The sequence below is a fragment of the Pseudofulvimonas gallinarii genome, from assembly GCF_004343305.1.
GTDB lineage: Bacteria > Pseudomonadota > Gammaproteobacteria > Xanthomonadales > UBA2363 > Pseudofulvimonas > Pseudofulvimonas gallinarii.
Genome location: NZ_SMAF01000026.1, coordinates 17,719 through 41,830, shown reverse-complemented (window position 1 = coordinate 41,830; position 24,112 = coordinate 17,719). Strand labels below are relative to the sequence as shown.

Here is a 24,112-nt window from a genome sequence, read left to right as displayed (position 1 = left end):
GTGGAATTCGAGCGCTGGCGGGTCAACTGTCCGGGCTGCGGCGGCGTGCACGTAGAGCGGCTGGACTGGCTGGCGAAGAACCCGCGCTACACCGGTCGCTTCGCCCTGCACGTGGGCAACCTGTGCCGGAGCATGACCAACAAGGCAGTGGCCGAGATGGAGCGGCTGCACGACAGCACGGTCAAGGACCTGTCCAAGCTGTACATGGCCGAGCAGGTGCGTCGGGCCGGGATGCCGGCGCCGCGGGCGTTCGGCATCGACGAGATCGCCATCCACAAGGGGCACGACTACCGCGTCGTGGTCAGCGACCTGGAGCGCAGACGGCCGATCTGGTTCGGCGGCAGTGGCCGCACGGAAGCGGACATTGGCCAGTTTTTCGCCGATCTTGGGCCGAAAAAGAGCGCTCGCATCGATTTGGCGGTGATGGACATGTGGCGCCCGTTCCGCACCTCGGTGGGCAAGAACGCGCCCAACGCGGCCATCGTGTTCGACAAGTTCCACATCATGCGCCACCTGTCCGACGCGCTCGACCAGGTGCGACGGGACGAGTGCAAGCGTCTGCAGGGCCAGGATCGCAGCTACATCAAGGGCCAGCGCTACACCCTGCTATCCAACCGCGAGAACCTCAGCCTGGATGGGCGTAAAGCACTCAAGAAGCTGTTGGCGGCCAACAAGCGCCTGAGCACGGCTTACCTGCTCAAGGAATCCTTCGGCCAGTTATGGAGCTATCGCACCGAGCGTGGCGCACGGGCGTTCTTCGAGCGCTGGAAGCAGAGCCTGCGCTGGCAGCGGCTGGTGCCGTACCAGAAGTTCGCGCGAATGATCGAGCGGCACTGGGATGGCATCGCCGCCTACTGCACACCCGGCAACAAGGTCAGCCTTGGCCTGGTGGAAGGACTGAACAACAAGATCCGTGTCATCCAGCGCAGCGCCTACGGCTATCGCGACGAGGACTACCTCAAGCTCAAGGTCATCGCCAGCTTCCTGCCAGCGCTACCCCAAAACGTCCGTTTGGACCCACACTGATCCGCGAAGACCCTCAAAAGTAGAACCTCCGGCGGCTTTCTGGCGGAACTCGGCGGGCGTCAGGTCGCCCAGGGAATCGTGCGGTCGCTCCTCGTTGTACTCGGTCATCCACGTCCATGCGGCTTCCTGGGCGTCCTGGATCCGCAGGAACAGGTGCAGGTCCAGTACCTCATCCCTGAAGGTGCGGTTGAAGCGTTCGACGTAGGCATTCTGGTTGGGCTTGCCCGGCTGGATGTACCGGATAGCCATGCCATGGGCTTTCGCCCACGCCACGAAGACTTCGCCAAGGAACTCCGGGCCGTTGTCCGTGCGGAGGACCTGCGGAAGGCCCTGATCGCGGCGCAGCTGCTCGAAGATCCGCACCAGGCGAGCCGAGGTGATCGAGGTATCGACCTCGATATGCAGCGCCTCGCGGTTGAAGTCGTCGACGACGTTGAACGTCCGGAAGCGGCGACCACAGGCCAGGGCGTCGGACATGAAGTCCGCCGACCACACGGGGTCCGGCAGCTTTGGCACGTACAGCGGCACGCGCTCGCGCTTGGGCAGGCGTCGCGTCGCAGCTCGGCGCAGGTTCAATTGCATCGCCTTGTACACCCGGTAGATCCGCTTGTGGTTCCAATCCGGCCGCGACTTGCGCAACAGCTTGCGGCACTTCCAGAAGCCGCGCGCCGGACGGTTCTCGACCAGCCCTGCCAACGCGGCGATGGCGCTGGGCGCAGCGGCTAGCGGCCGCGGAATCGCCGTCGGCCAGCGCGGACTTCAAGCGCGTGCAGCGAGAAGTGGCGCGCTTCTACATCAGCAAGATCCTGCCGCGCGCCGACTTCCACGCCGCGGCCCTTCCGCCGGGCCGACGTCGCTGATGGCGCTGGCGGACAGCGAGGTGGGCCGGGGTGCGTGAATTTCAGCGCGCCCGCGTCAGGACGCAGCACGATCACAAGCGGTAAGAATCAACGACGTCAAAAGTCGAACTGCGCTAGATTCGCTTCGGCCGGGCCCGCTCCCGCGGGCCCGGCCAACGGACCCGCGGCCGCCTGGCGGCAACGAGGCAACCCGACTACTGGTGACAATGATGAAGACGCCTCGCCGCTGGATCCTGATTCTGTCGCTCCTGGCAGCGGGCGCCCAAGCCCAATCCGGTATTCCCGTGCGAATCGCCGAGGTCAGCGACACACCCCAGGTGGTGCGGGTGAACGAGGTCCTTCCAGAACGCTTCGTGGCCCAGGTCTCGCGCACGGACAATGGCGCCCCCGTGGGCGGCGTCGAGGTGATGCTGGAAATCAATTACATCATGTGCATGCCGATGCAGCCCAACTGCGGGGCGCCGCCACATAGTGTGTATGGGCGGTTCGAATCCGGGCCATCAATACGGCTGGTAACCAATGCACAAGGGCTGGTGACGGCGCCACCGTTCTCCGCCGGCGAGACTGCCGGCAGTTACTCGCTGTATGCGATGGTGCCCCGGAACCAGCCTTCAGGGATCAATATCGGTCCCGACCCTTTCGAATTACGCGCGTTTCGAGATCGAGCAGGTTCAGCTTGGCAGCGGTGCATCGGCTGCAGTGCCGACCCTGTCGACCTGGGCACTCCTGATGCTGGCTGCATTGTCGGTCCTTGCCACATTCGTGCAGATGCGGAAGCCGCGCAAGGCCTGACGCGCGCGCCTCACCGTACCGCCTGCCGGCAGGCGCGACACGGCTGCGGTTGCGCCCAACCCAGGGAATCAGGCTGCCCGTGAAGGCGCCGGCCAGTCGGCCGGCGTCAGCGGCGGCAAACCGTGCGCGGCACGGGCGCGATCACACTGCGCGCTGGCTTCGCCGTTTTCCCAGGCCGGCAACAGTTCGCGGCAGGGACTTGGGCGCTGAGCATAGATCCCGCAGCTCGCGGCTTCGCCGATCGTTCCAACGAGCGCCACACAGCGCGTCGGACAGGACCGCGTCCCGCGCATTACCAGCCGGTGGGCATCCAGCCGTTCTGTGAGTTCGGGCGGCGTGACGCCGCCGGCGAAGTTGTCGGCTTCCAGCCAGTGGAAAGCCACGCGGAAGCAGGCGCAGCATGCGCCACAACGCAGACAGGGATGCTCCATCGGTACGGTCTGGACGTTCAACCGGGCGCGGATCTTAACGATGTCACGCACGCCTTGGCAGTCCCCCTCGCCGCTTGGTTGCGGCATCATGCCGGCCATGACGAACCATCGACTCGCGCTTGCCCAGTTCGCCTTTCCCGTTGGCGCCATCGACACCAATGCCGCCCGCATCATCTCGCTGATGCAGGAGGCCCGCGACCGCCATGGCGCCGGGCTGGTGCTGTTCCCGGAGCTCGCCTTGTGCGGCTATCTCCCGGAGGACCAGCTGCAGCGCCAGAGCCTGCTGGCGGCCTGCGAGCAGGCGCTGGCCCGCATTGCCGCCGCCGCGGTCGGCATCGAGGCAGTCGTCGGCCATCCGCTGCGGATCGGCGATGTGCTCTACAACGCCGCCAGCTGGCTTCGTGACGGCCGCGTCCTCACCACCTGCCGCAAGCAGGCCTTGCCTAACTACGCGGTGTTCGACGAGAAACGCTACTTCGAACCCGGCGACGCGCCCTGCCTGGTGGACTGGAACGGCCTGCGCTGTGGCCTGCTGATCTGCGAGGACCTGTGGACGGCGCGGCCGATCGCCCGCGTCGTCGAAGGCGGCGCCGAGCTGGTGCTGTCGGTGAACGCCTCGCCGTTCGAAAGCGAGAAGGCCGACGCCCGCCAGGCGCTGCTGAAGTCACGCGTCGCCGGCCATGGGCTGCCACTGGCCTATATCAATGTGGTCGGCGGCCAGGACGACCTGGTTTTCGACGGCGGCGCCCTGCTCGTCGATGCCGACGGCCGCGTCCATGGTCCGGCGCCCGCCTTCAGTGACGAACTGCTGCTGTGCGACTTCGACCAGGCGACCCGGAGCTGGCAGCCACCGGCCTGGGTGCCGGCGGAGCACCCCGGGCCCGACGAAATCGTCTGGCGCGGACTGGTCCGGGGACTGCGTGACTACGTGGAACGCAACGGCTTCCCGGGGGTCGTGCTCGGGCTGTCGGGCGGCATCGATTCGGCCGTCACCCTCGCGCTGGCCGTCGATGCCATCGGTCCCGAACGCTGCCACGCCGTGATGCTGCCCTCGCGCCACACCAGCAGCGAGAGCGTCGAGCTGGCGACCCGGCAGGCCCGGGCCCAGGGCGTGCGCTACGACGTGATCGCCATCGAACCGGCCTACGAGGCCTTCCTGTCGATGCTCGCCCCCAGCTTTGCCGGCCGCGAACCGGACCTGGCCGAGGAGAACATCCAGGCCCGCTGCCGCGGCGTGGCACTGATGGCACTGTCGAACAAGTTCGGCCATCTCCTGCTGACCACGGGCAACAAGAGCGAGGTCGCGGTCGGCTACTCCACCCTGTATGGCGACATGTGCGGCGGCTTCGCGCCGATCAAGGACTGCTACAAGACGCAGGTCTACGCCCTGGCCCGCTGGCGCAACCGCCAGGGTGACGGCGAGGTGATCCCGGCGCGGGTCATCGAGCGCCCGCCCACCGCCGAGTTGCGTGATGGCCAGCTCGACCAGGACTCGCTGCCGCCCTACGAGGAACTGGACGCCATCCTGCACCGCTTCATCGAACTGCAGCAGTCGCTGGAAGAGATCGCCGCCGCGGGCTTCGATGCCGCCACCGTCAACCGCGTCATCGGCATGGTGTACCGCGCCGAGTACAAGCGCCGGCAGGCGGCGCCCGGTCCCAAGATCACCGCCAAGGCGTTCGGACGCGACCGCCGCTACCCGATCACTTCGGCCTGGCGCTGAAGGCGACCCGCTTCCGCGGCATCTGGACGCCGTCCGGCACGGCGTCCCGGCGATGTTAAGAAAGTGTTGCAGGAAAGCGACACGCCTGTTGCATTTTCTTCCCGCTCAGGGATCCCTGTGCTAGCATCCGGCCGTCTTTGTCTTTGCCGCCGGAGCCAGCGCGCCCTGATGCTGCGCCAGAAAACGCTCAAGAACATCATCCGCGCCACGGGCGTCGGCATCCACACAGGGGAAAAGGTCTATATGACCCTGCGCCCTGCGCCCGTGGATACCGGCGTGGTGTTCCGCCGCGTCGACCTGCCGGAACCCGTCGATATTCCCGCCTTGGCCGACTATGTCGGCGAGACGACGATGTCTTCCACACTGGTCAAGGACGGCGTGCGCGTCGCCACGGTGGAGCACCTGTGCTCGGCGCTGGCCGGCCTCGGCATCGACAACGCCTATATCGACCTGTCGGCCCCGGAAGTACCGATCATGGACGGCTCCGCCGGCCCGTTCGTCTTCCTGCTGCAGTCGGCCGGCGTCGAGGAGCAGGCCAAGGCCAAGCGGTTCTTCCGGATCCGCAGGCCGGTCCGGGTCGAGGACGGCGAGAAGTGGGCGCAGTTCGAGCCCTATGACGGCTTCAAGGTCGGTTTCCAGATCGATTTCGATCACCCGGCCATCGACCGCCGGCACTCCGAGGCGGTCATCGATTTCAACGCCACCTCCTTCGTCAAGGAGGTCAGCCGGGCCCGCACCTTCGGCTTCGTCCGCGACATCGAGGCGCTGCGCAGCCGCAATCTTGCGCTGGGCGGCAGCATGGACAATGCCATCGTGCTGGACGACTACCGGGTCCTCAACGAGGACGGCCTGCGCTACGAGGACGAGTTCGTCCGCCACAAGATTCTTGACGCAGTTGGCGATCTTTATTTGATCGGCGGCAACATCCTGGGCGCGTTTTCGGGGTATAAGTCTGGCCACGCGCTGAACAACCGTCTGGTGCGTGCGGTCCTGGCGGATGCCACGGCCTGGGAGAAGGTCAGTTTCGAAGACGAGGCCAGGGCGCCGGCCAGTTACGCCGGCGGCGAAGCGGTCGTGTCGGCGGGCTGACGGGGAGAACCGAGGAGATCCGACGGACCGGCGGCAACGGTCAGCGCAACAGTTTGGCGGCCAGGTCCAGGTGACGGGCAGCCGATTCGGAAAGTGGTCTTGCAGGTGCCAGAGGCTGGGAGGCCGGCGCCGGTGGAGCCACTTTCACCACAAGTTCCGACGCGCCGAGGCCGAGCTGCCGGGCGGCTTCCAGGACCAGGGCCTGCGTATAGCGCAGGCGCGTGGCCCACGCGGCGGAACTGGCGAGAAAAACGAGCCTTCCTTCGCGCAGGTCGGCAAAACGGACCTGGGCAGAGAGAGCAGACGGTAGAACGCGGCTCAGCCGCGCTCCAAGGTCGGCCAAGGCGCCGGCCCGCGCCGCAAGACCGGCGATATCGTTGGAGAGGACGATATCGGCGACCGGTTTGAAGGTGTGATGGGGCGTGTGCTGGGACATGAGGGACGAGTTGGTTGCCATGAACATTATCATTCTGTCTGACAAACTGTCGGCGCCGCGGCGCATTGCCCTGAACGGCCGACGCCTGACACTGATCGCGGTTGCCGCGATCACCGCCATGGCCACGGTCAGTGGCCTGGCTTTCGTGGGTGGAACGCGGGTGGGCCAGTCGCAGCAGACGGCCAGTGCCGAAGTGCAGAAGCTGCGCGACCAGCTGGCCCAGTACGAATCGGGTCTGGTCGATGTCCGCCAGGCATCCCAGCGCGACATCAATGCCCTGGCCCTCCGCCTTGGCGAGCTCAAGGCCGAAGCGACCCGCCTGAACGCCCTTGGCGAGCGCCTGACGGCGGTTGGCAAGCTGGACCAGGGTGAATTCAATTTCCGCGAGGCGCCTGCTGTCGGTGGCCCGCAGACCCTGCCCCAGGTCGGCAGCATCGATCCGGAGGACTTCCTGAAGTCGCTGGGTGACCTCGAACGCCAGTTCGCCGAGCAGAGCTCGCAGCTGTCGCTGATCGAGGAGTTCCTGCTCGGTCGGGACGTCGAGCGCGACCTGACCCCGGCCGGCTGGCCGATCAAGCAGGGCTACATCTCCTCGAGCTTCGGCTACCGCAGCGATCCGTTCACCGGCGGCCGCGACCTGCATACCGGCATCGACTTCCCGGGCAACATCGGCGACGACGTCTATGCCGTTGCCGACGGCGTGGTCGCCTTCTCCGGCATGCACTTCGGCTACGGGAACATGGTCGAGATCGACCATGGCAACGGCTACCGCACCCGCTACGCCCACCACAGCAAGAACCTCGTCCGCGTCGGCGACGTTGTCAAAACGGGCCAGAAAGTCGGCGAAATGGGCCGCACCGGCCGCGCCACCGGCGTCCATCTGCACTTCGAAGTCTGGCACAATGAGCGACCGGTCAATCCCCTGACCTTCGTCAAGGCCACCCGCGAGGGCCAGCAGGCCTCTTGATCCGGCACTGATCGACCCCATGAGTTGTCAGGGCGAGGCCGCATTGCGGCCTCGCGCGTTTTCAGACCGACGGCTTTTCGCCGTCATCGGCCCCACGGCCGACCCGCCACCACCCGGTAAAGCACGCCCATGTTCCAGAAAGTCCTGACCCGCCTGTTCGGCAGCCGCAACGAGCGGCTGATCAAGCAGCTTTCCAAGACCGTCCAGCGCATCAACGACCTGGAACCGGGAATGCAGGCCCTCGACGACGAAGCCCTGCGCGGCAAGACCGCCGAGTACCGGGCGCGGCTGGAGAAGGGCGAGACGCTGGACCAGATCCTGCCGGAAGCCTTTGCCACCGTGCGCGAGGCGGCACGCCGTGTCCTTGGGCTGCGCCACTACGACGTACAGATGATCGGCGGCATGGTGCTGCACATGGGCAAGATCGCCGAGATGCGCACCGGCGAAGGCAAGACCCTGGTCGCGACGCTGCCGACCTACCTCAACGCCATCAGCGGCAAGGGCGTGCACGTGGTCACCGTGAACGACTACCTGGCCAAGCGCGACGCCGGCTGGATGGGCAAGGTCTATGAATTCCTCGGCCTGAGCGTCGGCGTCGTCTACCCGGGCATGCCATTCACCGACAAGCGTGCCGCCTATGCTGCCGACATCACCTACGGCACCAACAACGAATTCGGCTTCGACTACCTGCGCGACAACATGGCGCTGGCCAAGGAAGACCGCTACCAGCGCGGCCTCAACTTCGCCATCGTCGACGAAGTGGACTCCATCCTGATCGACGAGGCGCGCACGCCGCTGATCATTTCCGGCCCTGCCGACGAATCGCCGGAGCTGTACATCAAGGTCAACCGGATCGTCCCGCACCTGGCGCGCCAGGAGAAGGAAGACTCCGCCGGCGACTACTGGGTCGACGAGAAGGGCAAGCAGGTGCACCTGTCCGAGCAAGGCATGGAGCACATCGAGTCGCTGCTCAAGCGCGACGGCATCCTCGGCCCCGAGGACAAGCTGTACGACGCCAGCAACATCTCGGTCGTCCACCACCTCAATGCCGCACTGCGCGCGCATTCGTTGTTCCAGCGCGATGTCGACTACATCGTGCGTGACGGCGAGGTGATCATCGTCGACGAATTCACCGGACGCACCCTCCCCGGTCGTCGCTGGTCCGACGGCCTGCACCAGGCGGTCGAGGCCAAGGAAGGCGTGCCGATCCAGCGCGAGAACCAGACGCTGGCATCGATCACCTTCCAGAACCTGTTCCGCATGTACAACAAGCTGTCCGGCATGACCGGTACGGCCGACACCGAAGCCTACGAGTTCCAGAGCATCTATGGCCTGGAAGTGGTGGTCATCCCGACGCACCGCCCGATGGTGCGCAAGGACGAGGCGGACCTGATCTTCCTGAAGAAGGAGCCCAAGTACCGGGCCATCATCCAGGACATCAAGGACTGCTACGAGCGCGGCCAGCCGGTGCTGGTCGGCACCACCTCCATCGAGGTGTCGGAATACCTCTCCGCGCTGCTCAAGCAGGACAAGCTGCCGCACGAGGTGCTGAACGCCAAGCAGCATGCGCGCGAGGCGCAGATCGTCGCCCAGGCCGGCAAGCCCAAGGCGATCACCATCGCCACCAACATGGCCGGCCGCGGCACCGACATCGTGCTCGGCGGCAACCTCGAGGTCGAACTGGCCGAGCTGCCGGAAGACGCCTCCGAGGCCGAAAAGGCCAAGGTCCGCGAGGAATGGCAGCAGCGCCACGACCAGGTGCTCGCCTCGGGTGGCCTGCACATCATCGGCACCGAACGCCACGAATCCCGCCGCATCGACAACCAGCTGCGTGGCCGTTCCGGTCGCCAGGGCGACCCGGGCTCCAGCCGCTTCTACCTGTCGCTTGAAGACACGCTGATGCGCATCTTCGCGCCGGACTGGGTCGCGAAGCTGATGCAGTTCGCCGGCATGAAGGAAGACGAGGCGCTGCAGGACCGCATGGTCAGCCGCCAGATCGAGAAGGCGCAGCGCAAGGTCGAGGCGCACAACTTCGACATGCGCAAGCACCTGCTCGACTTCGACGACGTCGCCAACGACCAGCGCAAGGTGATCTACCAGCAGCGCGCCGAGCTGATGGAGTCGGAATCGGTGCAGGAGGCGATCGACAGCATCCGCGAGGATGTGGTCGCCGACGTGGTGCACACCTACGTGGCACCGGATTCGGTGGACGAGGCCTGGAACCTCGCCGGCCTGGAAAGTGAACTGGCCTCGGATTTCGGCATCCAGCTGTCGACCCGCTCGTGGCTGGAAAGCGGCGAGGAACTCGATGCCGCCGGCATCGAACGCCGCGTGCAGGAAGCCGTCGAGCGTCATTTCCGCGAAAAGGAAGCGATGATCGGCAGCGAGATCATGCGCCAGCTCGAGAAGCACATGATGCTCAGCGTGCTTGACCAGCAGTGGAAGGAGCACCTGGCCAGCATGGACTACCTGCGCCAGGGCATCCACCTGCGCGGCTATGCGCAGAAGCAGCCGAAGCAGGAGTTCAAGCGCGAGTCCTTCGAGCTGTTCTCGGCGATGCTGGATAAGATCAAGCGCGAAGTGATCTCGCTGATCTCGCGCGTGCGCATCCGCAGCGACGAGGAAGTCGCGCAGCTGGAAGCGCAGCAGCGCGCCGCGCAGCAGAACGCGCCGCTGCAGATGCAGCACGCCGCGCATGCCGGCATTGGCGGTCCCGAACAGGCGGCGCCCCCGGTGAACGTCCAGGCATCCGGCATGGGCACGGTCACGCGCGGCGAGGCCAAGATCGGCCGCAACGATCCCTGCCCCTGCGGTTCCGGCAAGAAGTACAAGCACTGCCACGGGCAGATCGCCTGAGCGCGCGGCGGTCGCCACCGCCGCGCATTGCAGTCGAATGGCCCGACCGGCACTGGAAGTGGCCGCAGGCATCCTGCGTGATGCCGGCGGACGCGTCCTGCTCGCACGTCGCCCGCCCGGCAAGCCGCTGGCCGGCCTCTGGGAATTCCCGGGCGGCAAGCTCGACGAGCACGAGGATGCGTTCGCGGCCCTCGCCCGCGAACTTCGCGAGGAACTGGGCATCATCGCCCGCGCCGGCCGCCCGCTGTTGACCTGCAGCCATGAGCTGGGCGACCGGCGGCTTCGCTTGCATGCCTGGACGGTCGACGACTGGAGCGGCGAACCACAGGCGCTCGAAGGCCAGGAACTGGCCTGGCACGGCGTCCACGCCCTCGACAACCAGCCGATGCCGGCGCCGGACTGGCCGATCGCCGCCGCACTGCGCCTGCCTCCGCGCTACGCGATCACACCGGAACCGGGCGCCGATCCCGACGCCTTCGCGCGCCGCCTCGACCGCCTGCTCGCCCACGGCGGGCAGGTCGTGCAGCTGCGCACCCGGAGCCTGGACGACGTCGCCCATGCCGCCGTCGCCACGCGCGCGGCACTCGCCGCCCGGCGCCACGGCGCCGACCTGCTGCTCAACGATCGCGCGCACCTGGCCGCCCGGCTGGGCGTGGGCCTGCACCTGCCCTCGGCGCGCCTGCGCGACTGGGCGCAGGGAGCGGGAGACCCGCAAGATGGCCGGGAAGCCTGGCTGCCGCGTGGATCGGATGGCCGGATCGACGTGGGCGCCGCCCTGGAAGCAGGCGCCACCGCGCCGGCCCGGCTGCGCCGACAGGCGCGCGGCTGGCTGGCGGCGTCCTGCCACGACGCCGACGAACTGCGCATGGCTGCCCGCATCGGCTGCGATTTCGCCACGCTGGCGCCGGTGGCATTGACCGCCAGCCATCCGGGCGCGACGCCACTGGGCTGGGCGCGTGCCGGCGCCCTGCTCGCCAACGCCAGCCTGCCGGTCTATGCCCTGGGCGGACTGGGGGCCGACGATCTCCCGCGGGCCCAGGCGCAGGGCGCCTTCGGCGTGGCCGCGATCCGGGCGTTCTGGCCGGACTGAGCGGCGCGCTTGGCGCCTGCACCGCCTGCACTGCGATGCCGCCACGCTGGCCATGCATCCGGTCGCACCAGCACCGCATCGCGCCACCGTCCAGTCAGCGCGTTGACCGGCAACTGCGCCCGCCAAGCGGATCGGGTGTGCCAGGAGCAACAGGCCCTGGGTCCGCGGTGCTGACTCCCGCTGCCAAGGGCAGCGTGGCCGTGATCGACACCTCGGCGCGGGATGCCTACGCCTGGTCCTGTCCGGCGAGCAGGCGCTGCCAACGCGATGGCGCCAGTTCGCCCGCCTGCTTTGCACCCGCCAGTTCGAGATAATGCCGGTGCAGCCGCGCGGCGCGTTCCGGCAGTGCTTCCAGGGGCGCGGCGGCATCGTGGACATCGTCGGCAATGACCAGCCGCTGTTCGCGCGTCGCCTGCGCCGCCAGCATGGACTCGGCCAGCGTGCGGTCGATGCCGTCGCGACGCATCAGCCGTTCGATCTGCAACGGGGCGGGCACATCGACGACCAGCACGCGATCGACCCAGCTGTAGGCGTCACCGGATTCGACCAGCAGCGGGATGGCCAGAAGGCCGTACATGGTCGTCCAGCTGTCCACCGCATCGCGTAGCCATTGCCGCACGCGCGGATGGATGATCGCCTCCAGCCGTCGCCGCGCGTCGGGATGGGCGAAGACGCGTGCGCGCATCGCGCGGCGATCCAGTGCGCCGTCGGCCGCCAGGACATCCGGTCCAAATGCTTCCACGACTTCGGCCAGCCCGCTGCTGCCGGCGGCGATGACCTCGCGCGCTGCGATGTCCGCGTCCGCCACCGGCACGCCGAGGGCTCCGAAGGCGGCCGTCAGCGCGCTCTTGCCGCTGGCGATACCGCCGGTGACCGCGACGACCAGCGGCGTGGACCGGCCTGTGTCCGTCGCCGCCGCCATCACATGCCCAGCAGGGCGTAGTAGCGCGCCAGCAGCCAGTCGCCCGCGATCAGCTGGATCCAGCCGGCGATTGCCAGATACGGGCCGAACGCGAACGGCTTCGATTCGCCACCGTGTTTCACGGCCAGATAGATGCCACCAATGACTGCGCCGCTGAGGCTGGCGATCAGGACGATCGGCAGCAGGGCCATCGGGCCCAGCCAGGCGCCCAGTGCCGCCAGCAGCTTGAAGTCGCCATAGCCCATGCCTTCCTTGCCGGTGGCCAGGCGGAACAGCCAGAACACGCTCCAAAGGCTGAGATAGCCCAATGCGGCGCCAAGGATCGCCTGGGCAGGACCGACGAACAGCGGCTGCAGGGCCAGCAGCAGCCCTGCCCACAGCAGGCACAGCGTCAGCTGGTCCGGCAGCAGCTGGGTGCGGAAGTCGATGCCGCACAGTGCCACCAGGGTCCAGGTGAAGCCGAGCGCAGCGACCGCTTCGAAGGTGAAACCGAACTTCAGGGCCACCGCCAGCGACGCCAGCGCGGTCAGCAGCTCGACCAGCGGATACTGCCAGGAGATCGCTGTCCGGCAGGAGGCGCAGCGGCCACGAAGCAGCAGCCAGCTGATCACCGGAATGTTCTGCCAGGCGCGGATCGGCGCCTGGCAGGACGGACATCGCGAGTGGTCCATGACCAGTCCGGGCGGTGCCGCCGCAATGTCCTCCGCCGGCTCGCCGAGGAATTCCCGCGCCTGCTGCCGCCACGACCATTCCAGGCGCAGCGGCAGGCGCAGGATCACCACGTTCAGGAAGCTGCCGACGATCGCACCCAGCGCGGCGGCGATCCACGGCCACCACGGCTCCAGCGGACTGAGCTGAGCGAACACCCCTTCGAACATCGAACTCTCCCGTTTCCTTGGCGGTGATTGTGCGGCCTCGACGTCGCCGCGGCCAGCGCCAGGCTCAGCCGAAGAAGGCGTAGGTCACCGCGATTGCCGCGACAACGCCGGCCGCTTCCGCGACCAGCGCGCAACCGACCGCATGCCGGGCGTGGCGGATGCCAACCGCGCCGAAGTACACCGCCAGTACGTAGAACGTCGTCTCCGTACTGCCCTGGATGGTCGCCGCCGCCAGCGCCGGGAAACTGTCGACGCCATGCGTCTGCATGGTCTCGATCAGCATCGCCCGAGCGGCGCTGCCGGAGAAGGGCTTCACCAGCGCGGTCGGCAGGGCATCGACGAAACGACCGTCGCAGCCAAACCACAGCACCAGTGAACGGATGCCGTCGAGCAGCAGGTCGAGCGCGCCGGAAGCCCGCAGCACGCCGATCGCGCACAGCATCGCCACCAGGTATGGCAGCAGGTCACGCGCAACCTCGAAGCCGCCGCGCGCGCCTTCGATGAAGGTCTCGTAGACGGGAATGCGCCGGACCACGCCGGCGACGAGGAACAGGATGATCACGCCGAACAGCACGAGATTGCCCAGCAGCGACGACAGCGCCGCCAGCGCCGTGCTCGTCAGCGTCACCAGCACGAACATGAAACCGCCCAGCGCCAGCGCCGCGCTGCCCAGCCAGGCCAGCACGACCGGATCCCACAGCTTCAACCGCTGCGCCAGCGCCACCGCCAGCAATCCGGCCAGCGTCGATGCACTGGTCGCCAGCAGGATGGGTAGAAACACCAGCGTCGGATCGTCGGCGCCCTGCTGGAGGCGGTACATGAAAATGCTGACCGGCAACACGGTCAGCGACGACGCATTCAGCACCAGGAAGAGGATCTGCGCATTGCTGGCCCGGTCCGGCGTGGGATTGAGCGTCTGCAGCTCGCGCATGGCGCGCAGGCCGATGGGCGTTGCCGCATTGTCCAGGCCCAGGCCGTTGGCGGCGAAGTTCAGCGTCACCAGTCCGATCGCCGGATGGCCGCGCGGCACTTCCGGCATCAGGCGCGCGAACAGCGGTCCAAGCAGTCGCGCCAGCGCATCGACCAGGCCCGCGCGTTCGGCGATCCGCAGCAGGCCCAGCCAGAGCGTGAGCGTGCCGAACAGCACCACCATGATCTCGACCGACACCCGCGCCATGTCGAACAGCGCGGTGACCATCGCGGCGAAGACTTCCGGCTCGCCGCCGAACAGCCAGCGCGCCGCCGCCGAGATGGCAGCCACGAGGAAGAATCCCACCCACAATCCGTTGAGCATCGGCGCGGCCCGGCCTCTCCCGGCGAAGTTTGCCGGATCAGCGCTCGCGCATCACCGGAGCCGGGTCGAAGCCGTTCCGGAAGATGACCTCACCGCCGCGGTAATTCTCAAGGCGGGCGACTTCCGCTGCCGTCAGCGCGCGGTTGAACAGGCGGATCCGCTTGACCGCGCCTGGCGAGGTCTCGAAGTTGCCCGTGGAGTCGTCATCCCGGAAGAACGTCAGCAGGCGCTCGGCGGAAATCATCGCGTAGCCAGCGACATCGTCATCCAGTGAAAACTGCTCGACGCCATCAAGGTAGACCGTGACGAGTCCGGACAGATCGCGCGTCATCACGAACTGGTACCACTGGTCGGCCTCGACCGGCTCCGCGCCGGACAGGGCCGAGGGATACAGCTCGACGAATCCCGCGTGGACGTACAGCCCTTCATCGCGGGCCAGTGCCGTGGTATCGATGAATTTGTTCCAGCCGCCCACCGCCGCGAAGCGCGCCAGCACCGCGAAACTGTAGTCCTGGCCGTCGATGAGGCCGTCCAGCGCCAGCGACAGGCCCGCGCCCGCGGAGAATGCCAGCGCGGAGCCGGCGGCGCCGTCGAACGATACCGGTATGAAAGTCCCGTCGCCGGGGACCAGTTGCGTCAGTGCCGGTGCATTGCCAAGGCTGTCCCCGAGCGAGCCATTGAAACGGTAGTCGGCGACCGCACCGGGTTGTGCATGGACCGCAATCGAGGCGCCGGCAATGAGAATGCCAGCAAGGATCCGGGCGACCCGGCCGGTGGAAACACGAGTGGACATTGCGTCCTCCCAACGCGACAGGCGTCCATTGTGACATGGGCTCCGTACGACAGGCTGCGCCTTCGCGACCGTGCCACGACGGGCAACCGCCGCCCGCGTGCGCATTGGTCCGCGATAAGGGCTTCACAGCCTGGCGAGCATCAGCGGGACGGCAATCCGGAAAGACGCTGTTCCAGATAGCGCCGTTCAGGCGTCTGCCGGACCAGCGCCAATGCGCGGCGATAGGCCGAGCGCGCATCGCCGAAACGTCCCAGCCGCTCGCACAGGTCCGCACGCGCCGCATGCGCGAGGTGGTAGTCGGCCAGGTCCCCGCGTGCCAGCAGTGCGTCGATTAGGTCCAGTCCGGGCTGCGGGCCGTCGCGCATCGAGACGGCGACCGCGCGATTCAGTTCGATCACCGGCGACGGGTCGGCGCGACGCAGGATGTCGTAGAGGGCGATGATGCGCGACCAGTCGGTATCTGCCGATGTCGTTGCGCGTGCGTGTTCGGCGGCGATGGCCGCCTGCAACGTGTAAACGCCGATGCGTCGCGTGGCCATCGCCCGCTGTACCAGCGCTTCGCCTTCGGCAATCAGCGCACGGTCCCAGAGCCTGCGATCCTGTTCCGGCAACAGCACCAGGTCGCCGTCCGCGCCAACCCGCGCTGCGCGCCGCGAGGTATGAAGCAGCATCAGCGCCAGCAGGCCCATGACCTCGGCATCCTGCAGCAGCGTGAGCAGCAGCCGCGCCAGGCGGATCGCCTCGCCGGTGAGGTCCCGCCGTTCGATGGAATCACCTGCGGTCGCGCTGTAGCCTTCGTTGAAGACCAGAAAGATGACCCGCAGCACGCTGTCCAGCCGCTGCGGCAACTCGGCATGGCCCGGCACTTCGTAGGGAATGCCGGCATCGCGCAGGCGATGCTTGGCGCGCACGATCCGCTGCGCCACGGTCGGAGTCGGGACGAGGAAGGCGCGGGCGATTTCCTCGGTGGTGAGGTCACACACTTCGCGCAGGGTCAGCGCGATCTGCGCGTCCGGCGCCAGAGCCGGATGGCAACAGGTGAACACCAGGCGCAGGCGGTCGTCTTCGACCTGGTCGAAGTCGCGGTCGGCCGGGTCGGCGTCCGCGGCCGCCAGCCCCTGCACGATCGACTCGAAGTCGCCCTGGAAACGGGCATTGCGGCGCAGCCGGTCGATCGCCTTGAACCGGCCGGCGGAAACCAGCCAGGCACGCGGATTGTCCGGGACGCCCGTAGACGACCATTGCTCGACGGCTGCACGGAAGGCGTCGTGCAGCGCTTCCTCGGCGACATCGAAATCGCCGAGCAGGCGGATCAGCGTTGCCAGGACACGGCGTGACTCGCTCCGGTAGAGCGTATCGATCCGCGCCTTCAGCGCCGCCTGCGCACTCAGTGCGACCATCGTTCCATCAGCGCCGACGCGGGTGCGTCAGGGCAGCGACTGCGCGATCGGCCGCACTTCGACACTGCCGGTCTTCGCCCACGGGAATCCGGCCGCCAGTCGGATCGCCTCGTTCAGGTCGCGGGCCTCGATGACATTGAAACCCGCGAGGTATTCCTTGGTTTCCGCGAACGGGCCGTCGGTGACCGACATCGCGCCATCACGGATGCGCACGGTCGTCGCCGTGTCCGGCAGCTGCAGACGCTCGGACGACAGCAGCCGCCCTTCCGCCATCAGTTCATGGGCGCGCTCGTAGCAATGCGCCAGTTCCCGGTCGAATTCCTCCTTGCGCATGGCACCGAGGCGGTCGGGGTCGTTATAGATCAGCAGCAGGTATTTCATGATCGCTCCTGGCGGGTTGCGACAGCTGGTCGAACGGCGACCGACGGTTTCGACAGGGCCCGACTATAGGTGCTCGAGCCCGCCATCGCGAACCGGCGGGCCTCCGGCCCACCGCTGTCGAATCCGCTCCGCTGTGTTCGACCAGGTCATGGGCGCGACATCGGCCCGGCCATTGCCACGGAGACCTCCATCATGAGCAGCTACATCGACGGTTACATCCTGCCGATCCGCAAGGACCAGGTCGAAGCCTATCGCCGCATCGCCAACATGGCCGCCGGCCTGTGGCGCGAGCACGGGGCGCTGTCCTATCGCGAATGCGTGGCCGAGGACCTGGCCGCCGAAGGCATGACGCCGTTTCCCGTGCTGGTGAACGCCAAGGCGGATGAAACCATCGTCTTCGCCTGGATCGAGTTCGCGTCCCGGGCCGATCGCGACCGGATCAACGCGGCGGTGATGAACGACCCGCGGATGACGGGGATGAGTCCGGACGACGTGCCGTTCGACTGCAGGCGCATGGCCTACGGCGGCTTCGAAACACTGGTGCAGCGCTGAAGCCGGGCCGCGGCGGACGGCGTCATGAGCCGAATGCCGGCCACCCGGCCCTCCGGCGTGAACAGGAATGCAGGACCCGGGCCTCCGCCGCCGCAGCCGCGCCGGGGAAGGGCACCATGCACCCAGGTCGGTCGGGAACCGCCTGGTCGCGTAGGCCCTGGCCCGGCCTGCGCCCCTGTCTTCTGGCAGGTACGGGGCCGCCGTAACGCGGCTACGCTGGGGATTCCCAATCACCGCGGGAAACGATGATGCGTCGAACCTTCCATTTCTTGCCCACCCTTCCGGCCTTGCTGCTGGCCACGGCCGTTTCCGCAGATACGCCGCCATCCCCACGAACGGTGGCGGCCGAAGCCACACGCCTGCTCGAGCAGCATGTCCCGGCCGATGGCCCCGGCATGGCGGTCCTCGTGGCGCGGGGCGACGAGATCCTGTATCGCGGCGCGCGCGGCAAGGCGAGCATCGAACTGGGCGTGCCGCTGTCGCCCGACCACGTCTTCCGCATCGGTTCGGTGACCAAGCAGTTCGCCGCCGCCGGCCTGCTGAAGCTGGTCGACGAGGGCAAGGTCGCGCTGGACGATCCGCTCAGCCGGTTCCTGCCCGACTATCCGAACGGCGATGCCATCACGGTGGCGCAGTTGCTCAACCACACCTCCGGCATCCAGAGCTACACCAGCATTCCCAGTTACATGGACCAGGACATCCGTCGCGACGTCGATACCGACGCGCTGATCGCGGTGTTCAAGGACAAACCGGCGCCGTTTGCACCGGGCAGCGACTGGGACTACAACAATTCCGGCTACGTGCTCGTTGGCGCCGTCATCGAAAAGGCCAGCGGCAAGGGCTGGTCGGCGTACCTGGACGAGGTGCTTTTCAAGCCGCTGTCGCTGGACCATACGCGCGACGGCGCTGGTCTGGCGATCGTCGCCGGCCATGCATCCGGCTACAGCACCGGCAGCGACGGTTTTTCGCGAGCCACCCCGATCAGCATGACGCAGCCGCACGCGGCCGGCGCACTGCTGTCCACGGTCGACGACCTGTGGCGCTGGAACCGCGCACTGCATGGCGGCAAGGTGCTGTCGGCCGACAGTTACATGCGCATGACCACGCCTGAAGGCAAGGCGGCGGAAAACGGGCGCAACTACGGTTACGGCATTTTCCGCACGACGGTCCGCAACCGCACCGCGTTCGAGCACGGCGGCGGCATCAACGGCTTCCTTTCCGATCTGTTCTACCTCCCCGACAGTGGCGTGAGCGTTGCCGTGCTGCGCAACGCCGATGGCGAAGGCGGGGCGACGGTGGGCCTGATCGCGCGAAAGCTCGCCGCGGTCGCCATCGGCGATCCCTATCCGGAGCAGGTCGCCGTGGCGATGGCGCCGGCCGAACTGAAGGCGCTGGAAGGCGTGTATCGCAAGGATGCCGACAATGCCCGGGTGCTGCGTATGAGGGACGGGGCGTTGACCTCGCAGCGCAGTGGCGGCCCGGTGTTCACGCTGGTGCCCCTGGGCAACGACCGCTTCGGTTTTGGCGACGGCTCACTGAGCCTGCTGGAGATCGACCGCGATGCATCTGGCGCGCCGACCGGCCTGCGTCTGATCTCCGGTGGCGAGGGGGAAGGCGAACTGTGGACGCGCAGCCAGGAAGCCCTGCCGGACGCTCCGGTGACGGTCGAGTTGCCACGCGAGGCGCTGGATCGCGTGGTCGGCCAGTACGAGGCCGAAGGCATCAGCTGGCGGGTGTTCTTCGATGATGCCGGCATGCTGCGCGTGCAGGTTCCGGGCCAGCCCGCATTCGCGCTGCTGCCGATGTCGCCAACGCTGTTCCGGATTGCCGAGGTGGATGCGCGCTTCGAATTCGGGCCGGAAACCGGGGACGTGCAGACCTGCAGGCTGGAACAGGGTGCGGTGCGTATCGAGGCGCGACGCAAGCCGGATTGACCGCCCCCCCTCGGCAACGAAAAGGCCCGCTTGCGCGGGCCTTTCGTCCTGCTTCACCGGTCGCCGGGCGTCACGCAGCGCGCGAGGCTGGCAGCGCCGGCTGGCGCCAGCGCACGAGCAGTTCGTCCCAGCGCGCACGGGCCTTGGCGTAGTGGGCCTCCTTCACGTGGCCGAAGCCACGGATGTGCTCGGGAATGCGGGCGAGTTCCACGGCCAGTGCGTGGTTGCCGGCCTCCAGGCCCTTGAGCAGTTCCTCTACGGTGGCGAAGTAGTCGACGATCAACTGCCGTTCCATGCGGCGTTCGGCGGTGCGGCCGAAGATATCGAAGAATCCACCGCGCAGGCGGCGCATCTTCGCCAGCACGCCGAAGGCGCGCAGCATCCACGGGCCGTATTCCTTCTTCACCAGATGGCCGTTTTCGTCCTTGCGCGCCAGCAGCGGCGGCGCCAGGTGGAAGCGCAGCTGGTAATCCCCCTCGAAGGTCTGCTCGAGGCGACGCTTGAACTCGCCGCTGGTGTACAGGCGCGCGACTTCGTATTCGTCCTTGTAGGCCATCAGCTTGTAGGCGTAGCGCGCCACCGCCTCGGCCAGCGCGTGCTGGCCCGGCAGCACGCGCGCTTCGGCATCACGCACGCGCTGCACCAGGCTGCGGTAGCGTTCCGCGTAGGCGGCATCCTGGTAGTCGGTGAGCTGGACGACGCGACGCTGGATCAGCTCATCCAGCGAACCGGACAGCCGCAGGTCGTCCATCGGCAGGTCGATGACGGCTTCGCTGGCCGCCTGCACGGCGGCGCGCACGCGCGACGGGTCATGCGCCGCCATGCGGCCCCAGGCGAAGGCCTTCTTGTTCATCTCTACGGCGGCGCCGTTGAGCTCGACCGCACGCATCAGCGCGTCGAGGCTGACCGGCACCCAGCCCTTCTGCCACGCGTAGCCGAGCATGAACAGGTTGGTGGCGATGGCGTCGCCCAGCAGGCGGGTTGCCAGTTCGGTGCCATCGATGCACTCGGGATCGCGACCACCCAGCGCCAGTTTCACCGCCTGGATGATCTGCGCCGAAGGGAACTGCATGTCCGGCTGCCGCGTGAAAGTGCCGGGCATCGCCTCATAGGTATTGAGCACCACGTTGGAGCGCTCGGCGCGCACCTTCGACAGGGCCCAGTAGTCGTTGACCACGACCATGTCGCAGCCGAGGACCAGGTCGGCCTCGCCGGCCGCGATGCGCACGGCGTGGATGTCGGCCGGTGAACGCGCGATGCGCACGTGCGTGGTCACCGCACCACCCTTCTGGGCCAGGCCGGTCTGGTCGAGCACGCTGGTGCCCTTGCCTTCCAGGTGCGCGGCCATGCCGATCAGGGCGCCGATGGTGACGACGCCGGTACCGCCGATACCGGTGATCAGGATGTTCCAGGGCTGATCCAGCGCCGGGGTCGCCGGCATCGGCAATGCCGTGAAGTCGACCTCGCCCGCGGCCGGCTTCGGCTTGCGCACGCTGCCACCATGCACGGTGACGAAGCTCGGGCAGAAGCCGTTGACGCAGGAGAAATCCTTGTTGCAGTTGCTCTGGTCGATGCTGCGCTTGCGTCCGAATTCCGTTTCCAGCGGCAGTACGGACACGCAGTTCGACTTCACGCCGCAGTCGCCGCAGCCTTCGCAGACCGCGGAATTGATCATCACGCGCTTGGCCGGATCGACCATCAGCTTGCGCTTGCGGCGGCGGCGCTTTTCGGCGGCGCAGGTCTGGTCGTAGATCAGCACGGTCACGCCCGGCGTTTCGCGCAGGCGCTTCTGTACGGCGTCCAGGTGGCTGCGGTCGATGAACTCCACGCCGGACGGGAAGATCTCCGGCTTCGACCACTTGGCGATGTCGTCGGACATCACGATGATCGTCTGCACGCCCTCGGCGCGCATCTGCTGCGCGATATCCGGCACGGTCAGCGTGCCATCCACCGGCTGGCCGCCGGTCATCGCCACTGCGTCGTTGTACAGGATCTTGTAGGTGATGTTGACCTTGGCGGCGATCGCCTGACGGATGGCCAGCGAGCCGGAATGGAAATAGGTGCCGTCGCCGAGGTTCTGGAACACGTGTGGCGTATCGGTGAATGGCGCCTGCCCGCACCAGGTGGCACCTTCGCCGCCCATCTGCGTGAAGGTGTCGGTACGACGGTCCATCCAGGTCACCATGTAGTGGCAGCCGATGCCACCCAGGGCGCGAGAATCTTCCGGCACCACCGTCGAGGTGTTGTGCGGGCAGCCGGAGCAGTAGTGCGCCGCGCGCGGGAAGGCCGGGCGCGGCAACGCCAGTTCGGCTTCCTTTTCCTGCATCCAGCGCAGGCGCTGTTCGATGGCCTCGCTGGTGAAGAAGCGCTGCAGGCGCCTGCCGATCACCTGCGCGATGGTCGCCGGCGTCAGTTCCGACGTGCTCGGCAGGATCCAGTTGCCGGCCTCGTCGTACTTGCCGACGATGCTCGGGCGACGCTCGTGGTCCCAGTTGTACATCGCTTCCTTCATCTGTGATTCGATGAAGGAACGCTTTTCCTCGACGACGATGATGTCCTCCAGGCCACGGGCGAATTCACGGATGCCCAGCGGTTCCAGTGGCCAGGTCATGCCGACCTTGTAGACGCGGATACCGATGTCACGACAGGCCTCGGCGTCAATGCCCAGGTATTCGAGCGCCTGCAGCACGTCGAGGTAGCTCTTGCCGGTGGTGACGATGCCCAGGCGGGCCCGGGGCGAGTCGAACACCGTGCGATCGATGCCGTTGGCGCGCGCGAAGGCGATGGCGGCATCGACCGCGTACTGGTGCAGGCGCATTTCCTGGTCCAGCGGCGGATCCGGCCAGCGGATGTTGAGGCCACCCGGCGGCATCGGGAAATCGGCCGGCACCACGATGTCGAGCTGGTGCGGATCAACGACCACGCTGGCTGACGACTCGACGGTTTCGGCAATGGTCTTGAAGCCGACCCAGCGGCCGGTGAAACGGCTCATGGCCCAGCCGAGCAGGCCCATGTCGAGGATATCCTGCACGCCGGCCGGGTTCAGGATCGGCATCAGGGCGGAGACGAACTCGTGTTCGGAGCCGTGCGGCAGCGTCGAGCTGCGGCAGGCATGGTCGTCGGCGGCCAGGGCGAGCACGCCACCGTGCTTCGACGTTCCGGCGGCATTGCCGTGCTTGAAGACGTCGCCGCAGCGGTCGACGCCCGGGCCCTTGCCGTACCACATGGCGAACACGCCATCGTGGCGCGCCCCCGGGAACAGGTTGACCTGTTGCGAACCCCAGACCATCGTCGCACCGAGGTCCTCGTTGAGGCCGGGCTGGAACTGGATCTCCGCCGCCTGCAGGTGTTTCTTGGCTCGCCACAGCTCGAGGTCGAAACCACCCAGCGGCGAGCCGCGGTAGCCGGAAATGAAACCGGCGGTGTTGAGCCCGGCGGCACGGTCGCGCATCTGCTGCATCAGCGGCAGGCGGACCAGCGCCTGCACGCCACTCAGGTAGATGCGCCCCTGTTCGCGCGTGTACTTGTGGTCAAGCGTGTATTCGGCGTCGATCGATGGCGCGCGCGAAAGGTCGATGTCGGACATGGCGACGGCGGATCCGGTTCGGAAGTCAGCCGCGCATTGTAGCAGCCGGCCCCCGGCAGCCCGTTCAGCCAATACGTCTGTCAGGCCGCCTGCGCCAGCGCGGCAACCCCGGCAAGGGTGAAGAATTCGGCCACCATACGGCGCTGTATGGCGGCCGTGTCGACGCGGCTCACCGCGCTCCAGAAGGACTGCGCGTCGGCATGGGCCTGCGTGTACCAGCCGATGTGCTTGCGGGCGATGCGCACGCCCATGTGTTCGCCATAGAACGCGTACAGGTCGTCGAGATGACCCAGCAGGATGGCGCCGGCCTCGGCACGTGTTGGCAGCGGAAGGCGTTCGCCGGTGCGCAGGAAGTGCCCGATCTCGCGGAAGATCCACGGCCGGCCCTGCGCGGCGCGTCCAATCATCACGGCATCGGCCCCGGTCGCGGCGAGCACCTGCCGGGCCTGTTCCGGCGTCGCGACGTCGCCGTTGGCCATCACCGGGATCGACACGGCCGACTTGATGCGGGCGATGGTGTCGTACTCCGCCTGGCCGAGAAAGCGATCGGCGCGTGTGCGCCCGTGCACCGCCAGTGCGGCGATTCCGCAGTCCTCGGCGATCCGGGCGATGGTTTCGCCATTGCGGCGGTCCGGCGACGGACCCGTCCGGATCTTCAGGGTGACCGGCACATCGACCGCGCGCACGACGGCATCCAGGATACGCGCCACCAGCGGTTCGTCCGCCAGCAGCGCCGAGCCGGCCTCGCGTTTGCAAACCTTCTTGGCCGGGCAGCCCATGTTGATGTCGATGATCTGCGCGCCTTCGTCGACATTGAAGCGCGCGGCATCGGCGAGCATCTCCGGATCGTAGCCGGCGATCTGCACACTGACCGGCTCCGGCTCGCCGGCGTGGTCACGGCGCAGCCTGGACTTGCGCGTCTGCCAGACCGACGGATCGGACGCGGTCATCTCCGACACACACAGCCCTGCACCCAGGCGCTTGCACAGCACCCGGAACGGCTTGTCGGTGATGCCGGCCATGGGCGCGAGCACCAGCGCCGGCTCGATGTCGTAAGGCCCGATCTTCATCAGGCCACCATTCTAGCGGCGTTTGCGAGGCC

General features: G+C 67.4%; 20 protein-coding genes. 9 read left to right on the top strand and 11 right to left on the bottom strand.

Annotated features, from left to right (window positions below; translation table 11 throughout):
• The coding region (locus tag EDC25_RS12955; RefSeq protein WP_132577607.1) for an ISL3 family transposase at positions 1-1,026 on the top strand (1,026 nt) is incomplete at its 5' end.
• Here the strand turns inward: EDC25_RS12955 and EDC25_RS12950 are convergent.
• A complete protein-coding gene (locus tag EDC25_RS12950; protein ID WP_164484150.1) occupies positions 994-1,722 on the bottom strand; it encodes an IS3 family transposase in 729 nt (242 codons plus the stop codon). The two genes, EDC25_RS12955 and EDC25_RS12950, sit on opposite strands and share 33 nt — an antisense overlap.
• Positions 1,723-2,095: 373 nt before the next feature.
• On the opposite strand from EDC25_RS12950, the gene EDC25_RS15060 reads away from it, so the two are divergent.
• Entirely contained in the window at positions 2,096-2,761 is a 666-nt protein-coding gene (locus EDC25_RS15060) for a hypothetical protein (protein ID WP_240639722.1), read from the top strand.
• On the opposite strand, the gene EDC25_RS12940 is transcribed toward EDC25_RS15060, so the two are convergent.
• Positions 2,747-3,208: a YkgJ family cysteine cluster protein gene (locus EDC25_RS12940; protein ID WP_338108961.1), complete on the bottom strand. Its 462-nt coding sequence runs from the start codon at positions 3,206-3,208 to the stop codon at positions 2,747-2,749. The genes EDC25_RS15060 and EDC25_RS12940 overlap by 15 nt on opposite strands.
• Here EDC25_RS12940 and EDC25_RS12935 point away from each other — a divergent pair.
• Together EDC25_RS12935 and lpxC are read left to right on the top strand one after the other, a co-directional pair.
• Entirely contained in the window at positions 3,207-4,832 is a 1,626-nt protein-coding gene (locus EDC25_RS12935; protein WP_123522889.1) for an NAD+ synthase, read from the top strand. The two genes, EDC25_RS12940 and EDC25_RS12935, sit on opposite strands and share 2 nt — an antisense overlap.
• 168 nt (positions 4,833-5,000) lie before the next feature.
• The gene (gene lpxC, locus EDC25_RS12930) at positions 5,001-5,921 is read left to right on the top strand and encodes a UDP-3-O-acyl-N-acetylglucosamine deacetylase (protein ID WP_123522888.1); all 921 of its coding nucleotides are present in this window, start codon (positions 5,001-5,003) and stop codon (positions 5,919-5,921) included.
• Between the two features lie 40 nt (positions 5,922-5,961).
• Here lpxC and EDC25_RS14770 read toward each other — a convergent pair whose 3' ends face one another.
• Complete coding sequence (locus EDC25_RS14770) at positions 5,962-6,378, bottom strand: DciA family protein (protein WP_164484148.1); 417 nt, start codon at positions 6,376-6,378, stop codon at positions 5,962-5,964.
• On the opposite strand from EDC25_RS14770, the gene EDC25_RS12920 reads away from it, so the two are divergent.
• From EDC25_RS12920 to EDC25_RS12910, 3 genes are all read left to right on the top strand, one after another.
• Positions 6,377-7,324, top strand: a complete 948-nt coding sequence (locus EDC25_RS12920) for a M23 family metallopeptidase (protein WP_164484147.1) — start codon at positions 6,377-6,379, stop codon at positions 7,322-7,324. The two genes, EDC25_RS14770 and EDC25_RS12920, sit on opposite strands and share 2 nt — an antisense overlap.
• Positions 7,325-7,453: 129 nt before the next feature.
• On the top strand, positions 7,454-10,180 hold the full coding sequence (gene secA, locus EDC25_RS12915; protein WP_123522886.1) for a preprotein translocase subunit SecA: 2,727 nt from the start codon (positions 7,454-7,456) through the stop codon (positions 10,178-10,180).
• Positions 10,181-10,217: 37 nt separating this feature from the next.
• Entirely contained in the window at positions 10,218-11,270 is a 1,053-nt protein-coding gene (locus EDC25_RS12910) for a thiamine phosphate synthase (RefSeq protein WP_123522885.1), read from the top strand.
• 226 nt (positions 11,271-11,496) lie between these two features.
• Here the strand turns inward: EDC25_RS12910 and coaE are convergent, their stop codons facing one another.
• The 6 genes from coaE to EDC25_RS12880 all read right to left on the bottom strand — a co-directional run bounded on the left by coaE (position 11,497) and on the right by EDC25_RS12880 (position 16,938).
• Positions 11,497-12,192: a dephospho-CoA kinase gene (gene coaE, locus EDC25_RS12905; RefSeq protein ID WP_123522884.1), complete on the bottom strand. Its 696-nt coding sequence runs from the start codon at positions 12,190-12,192 to the stop codon at positions 11,497-11,499.
• Positions 12,192-13,070 carry a prepilin peptidase gene (locus tag EDC25_RS12900; protein ID WP_132577606.1) on the bottom strand — a complete coding sequence of 293 codons (879 nt, stop codon included), beginning with the start codon at positions 13,068-13,070 and terminating at the stop codon, positions 12,192-12,194. Before EDC25_RS12900 ends, coaE begins: the two co-directional genes overlap by 1 nt.
• Positions 13,071-13,134: 64 nt before the next feature.
• Positions 13,135-14,346, bottom strand: coding sequence for a nucleoside recognition domain-containing protein (locus tag EDC25_RS12895; protein WP_240639721.1), 1,212 nt, complete (start codon positions 14,344-14,346; stop codon positions 13,135-13,137).
• A 55-nt stretch (positions 14,347-14,401) separates the two neighbouring features.
• Entirely contained in the window at positions 14,402-15,157 is a 756-nt protein-coding gene (locus tag EDC25_RS12890; protein WP_164484145.1) for a LamG domain-containing protein, read from the bottom strand.
• Between the two features lie 140 nt (positions 15,158-15,297).
• Complete coding sequence (locus tag EDC25_RS12885; RefSeq protein ID WP_123522881.1) at positions 15,298-16,557, bottom strand: RNA polymerase sigma factor; 1,260 nt, start codon at positions 16,555-16,557, stop codon at positions 15,298-15,300.
• A 27-nt stretch (positions 16,558-16,584) separates the two neighbouring features.
• Positions 16,585-16,938 carry a YciI family protein gene (locus EDC25_RS12880; RefSeq protein ID WP_123522880.1) on the bottom strand — a complete coding sequence of 118 codons (354 nt, stop codon included), beginning with the start codon at positions 16,936-16,938 and terminating at the stop codon, positions 16,585-16,587.
• A gap of 192 nt (positions 16,939-17,130) precedes the next feature.
• On the opposite strand from EDC25_RS12880, the gene EDC25_RS12875 reads away from it, so the two are divergent.
• Together EDC25_RS12875 and EDC25_RS12870 are read left to right on the top strand one after the other, a co-directional pair.
• Positions 17,131-17,490 (top strand): DUF1428 domain-containing protein, encoded by a 360-nt coding sequence (locus EDC25_RS12875; protein WP_123522879.1) that lies wholly within the window; start codon positions 17,131-17,133, stop codon positions 17,488-17,490.
• A gap of 248 nt (positions 17,491-17,738) precedes the next feature.
• Positions 17,739-19,424 (top strand): serine hydrolase domain-containing protein, encoded by a 1,686-nt coding sequence (locus EDC25_RS12870; protein ID WP_165910909.1) that lies wholly within the window; start codon positions 17,739-17,741, stop codon positions 19,422-19,424.
• A 70-nt stretch (positions 19,425-19,494) separates the two neighbouring features.
• Here the strand turns inward: EDC25_RS12870 and EDC25_RS12865 are convergent, their stop codons facing one another.
• Positions 19,495-23,010, bottom strand: coding sequence for an indolepyruvate ferredoxin oxidoreductase family protein (locus EDC25_RS12865; RefSeq protein WP_123522877.1), 3,516 nt, complete (start codon positions 23,008-23,010; stop codon positions 19,495-19,497).
• A gap of 80 nt (positions 23,011-23,090) precedes the next feature.
• Complete coding sequence (gene dusB / locus EDC25_RS12860; RefSeq protein ID WP_123522876.1) at positions 23,091-24,080, bottom strand: tRNA dihydrouridine synthase DusB; 990 nt, start codon at positions 24,078-24,080, stop codon at positions 23,091-23,093.
• Between the last annotated feature and the right edge of the window lie 32 nt (positions 24,081-24,112).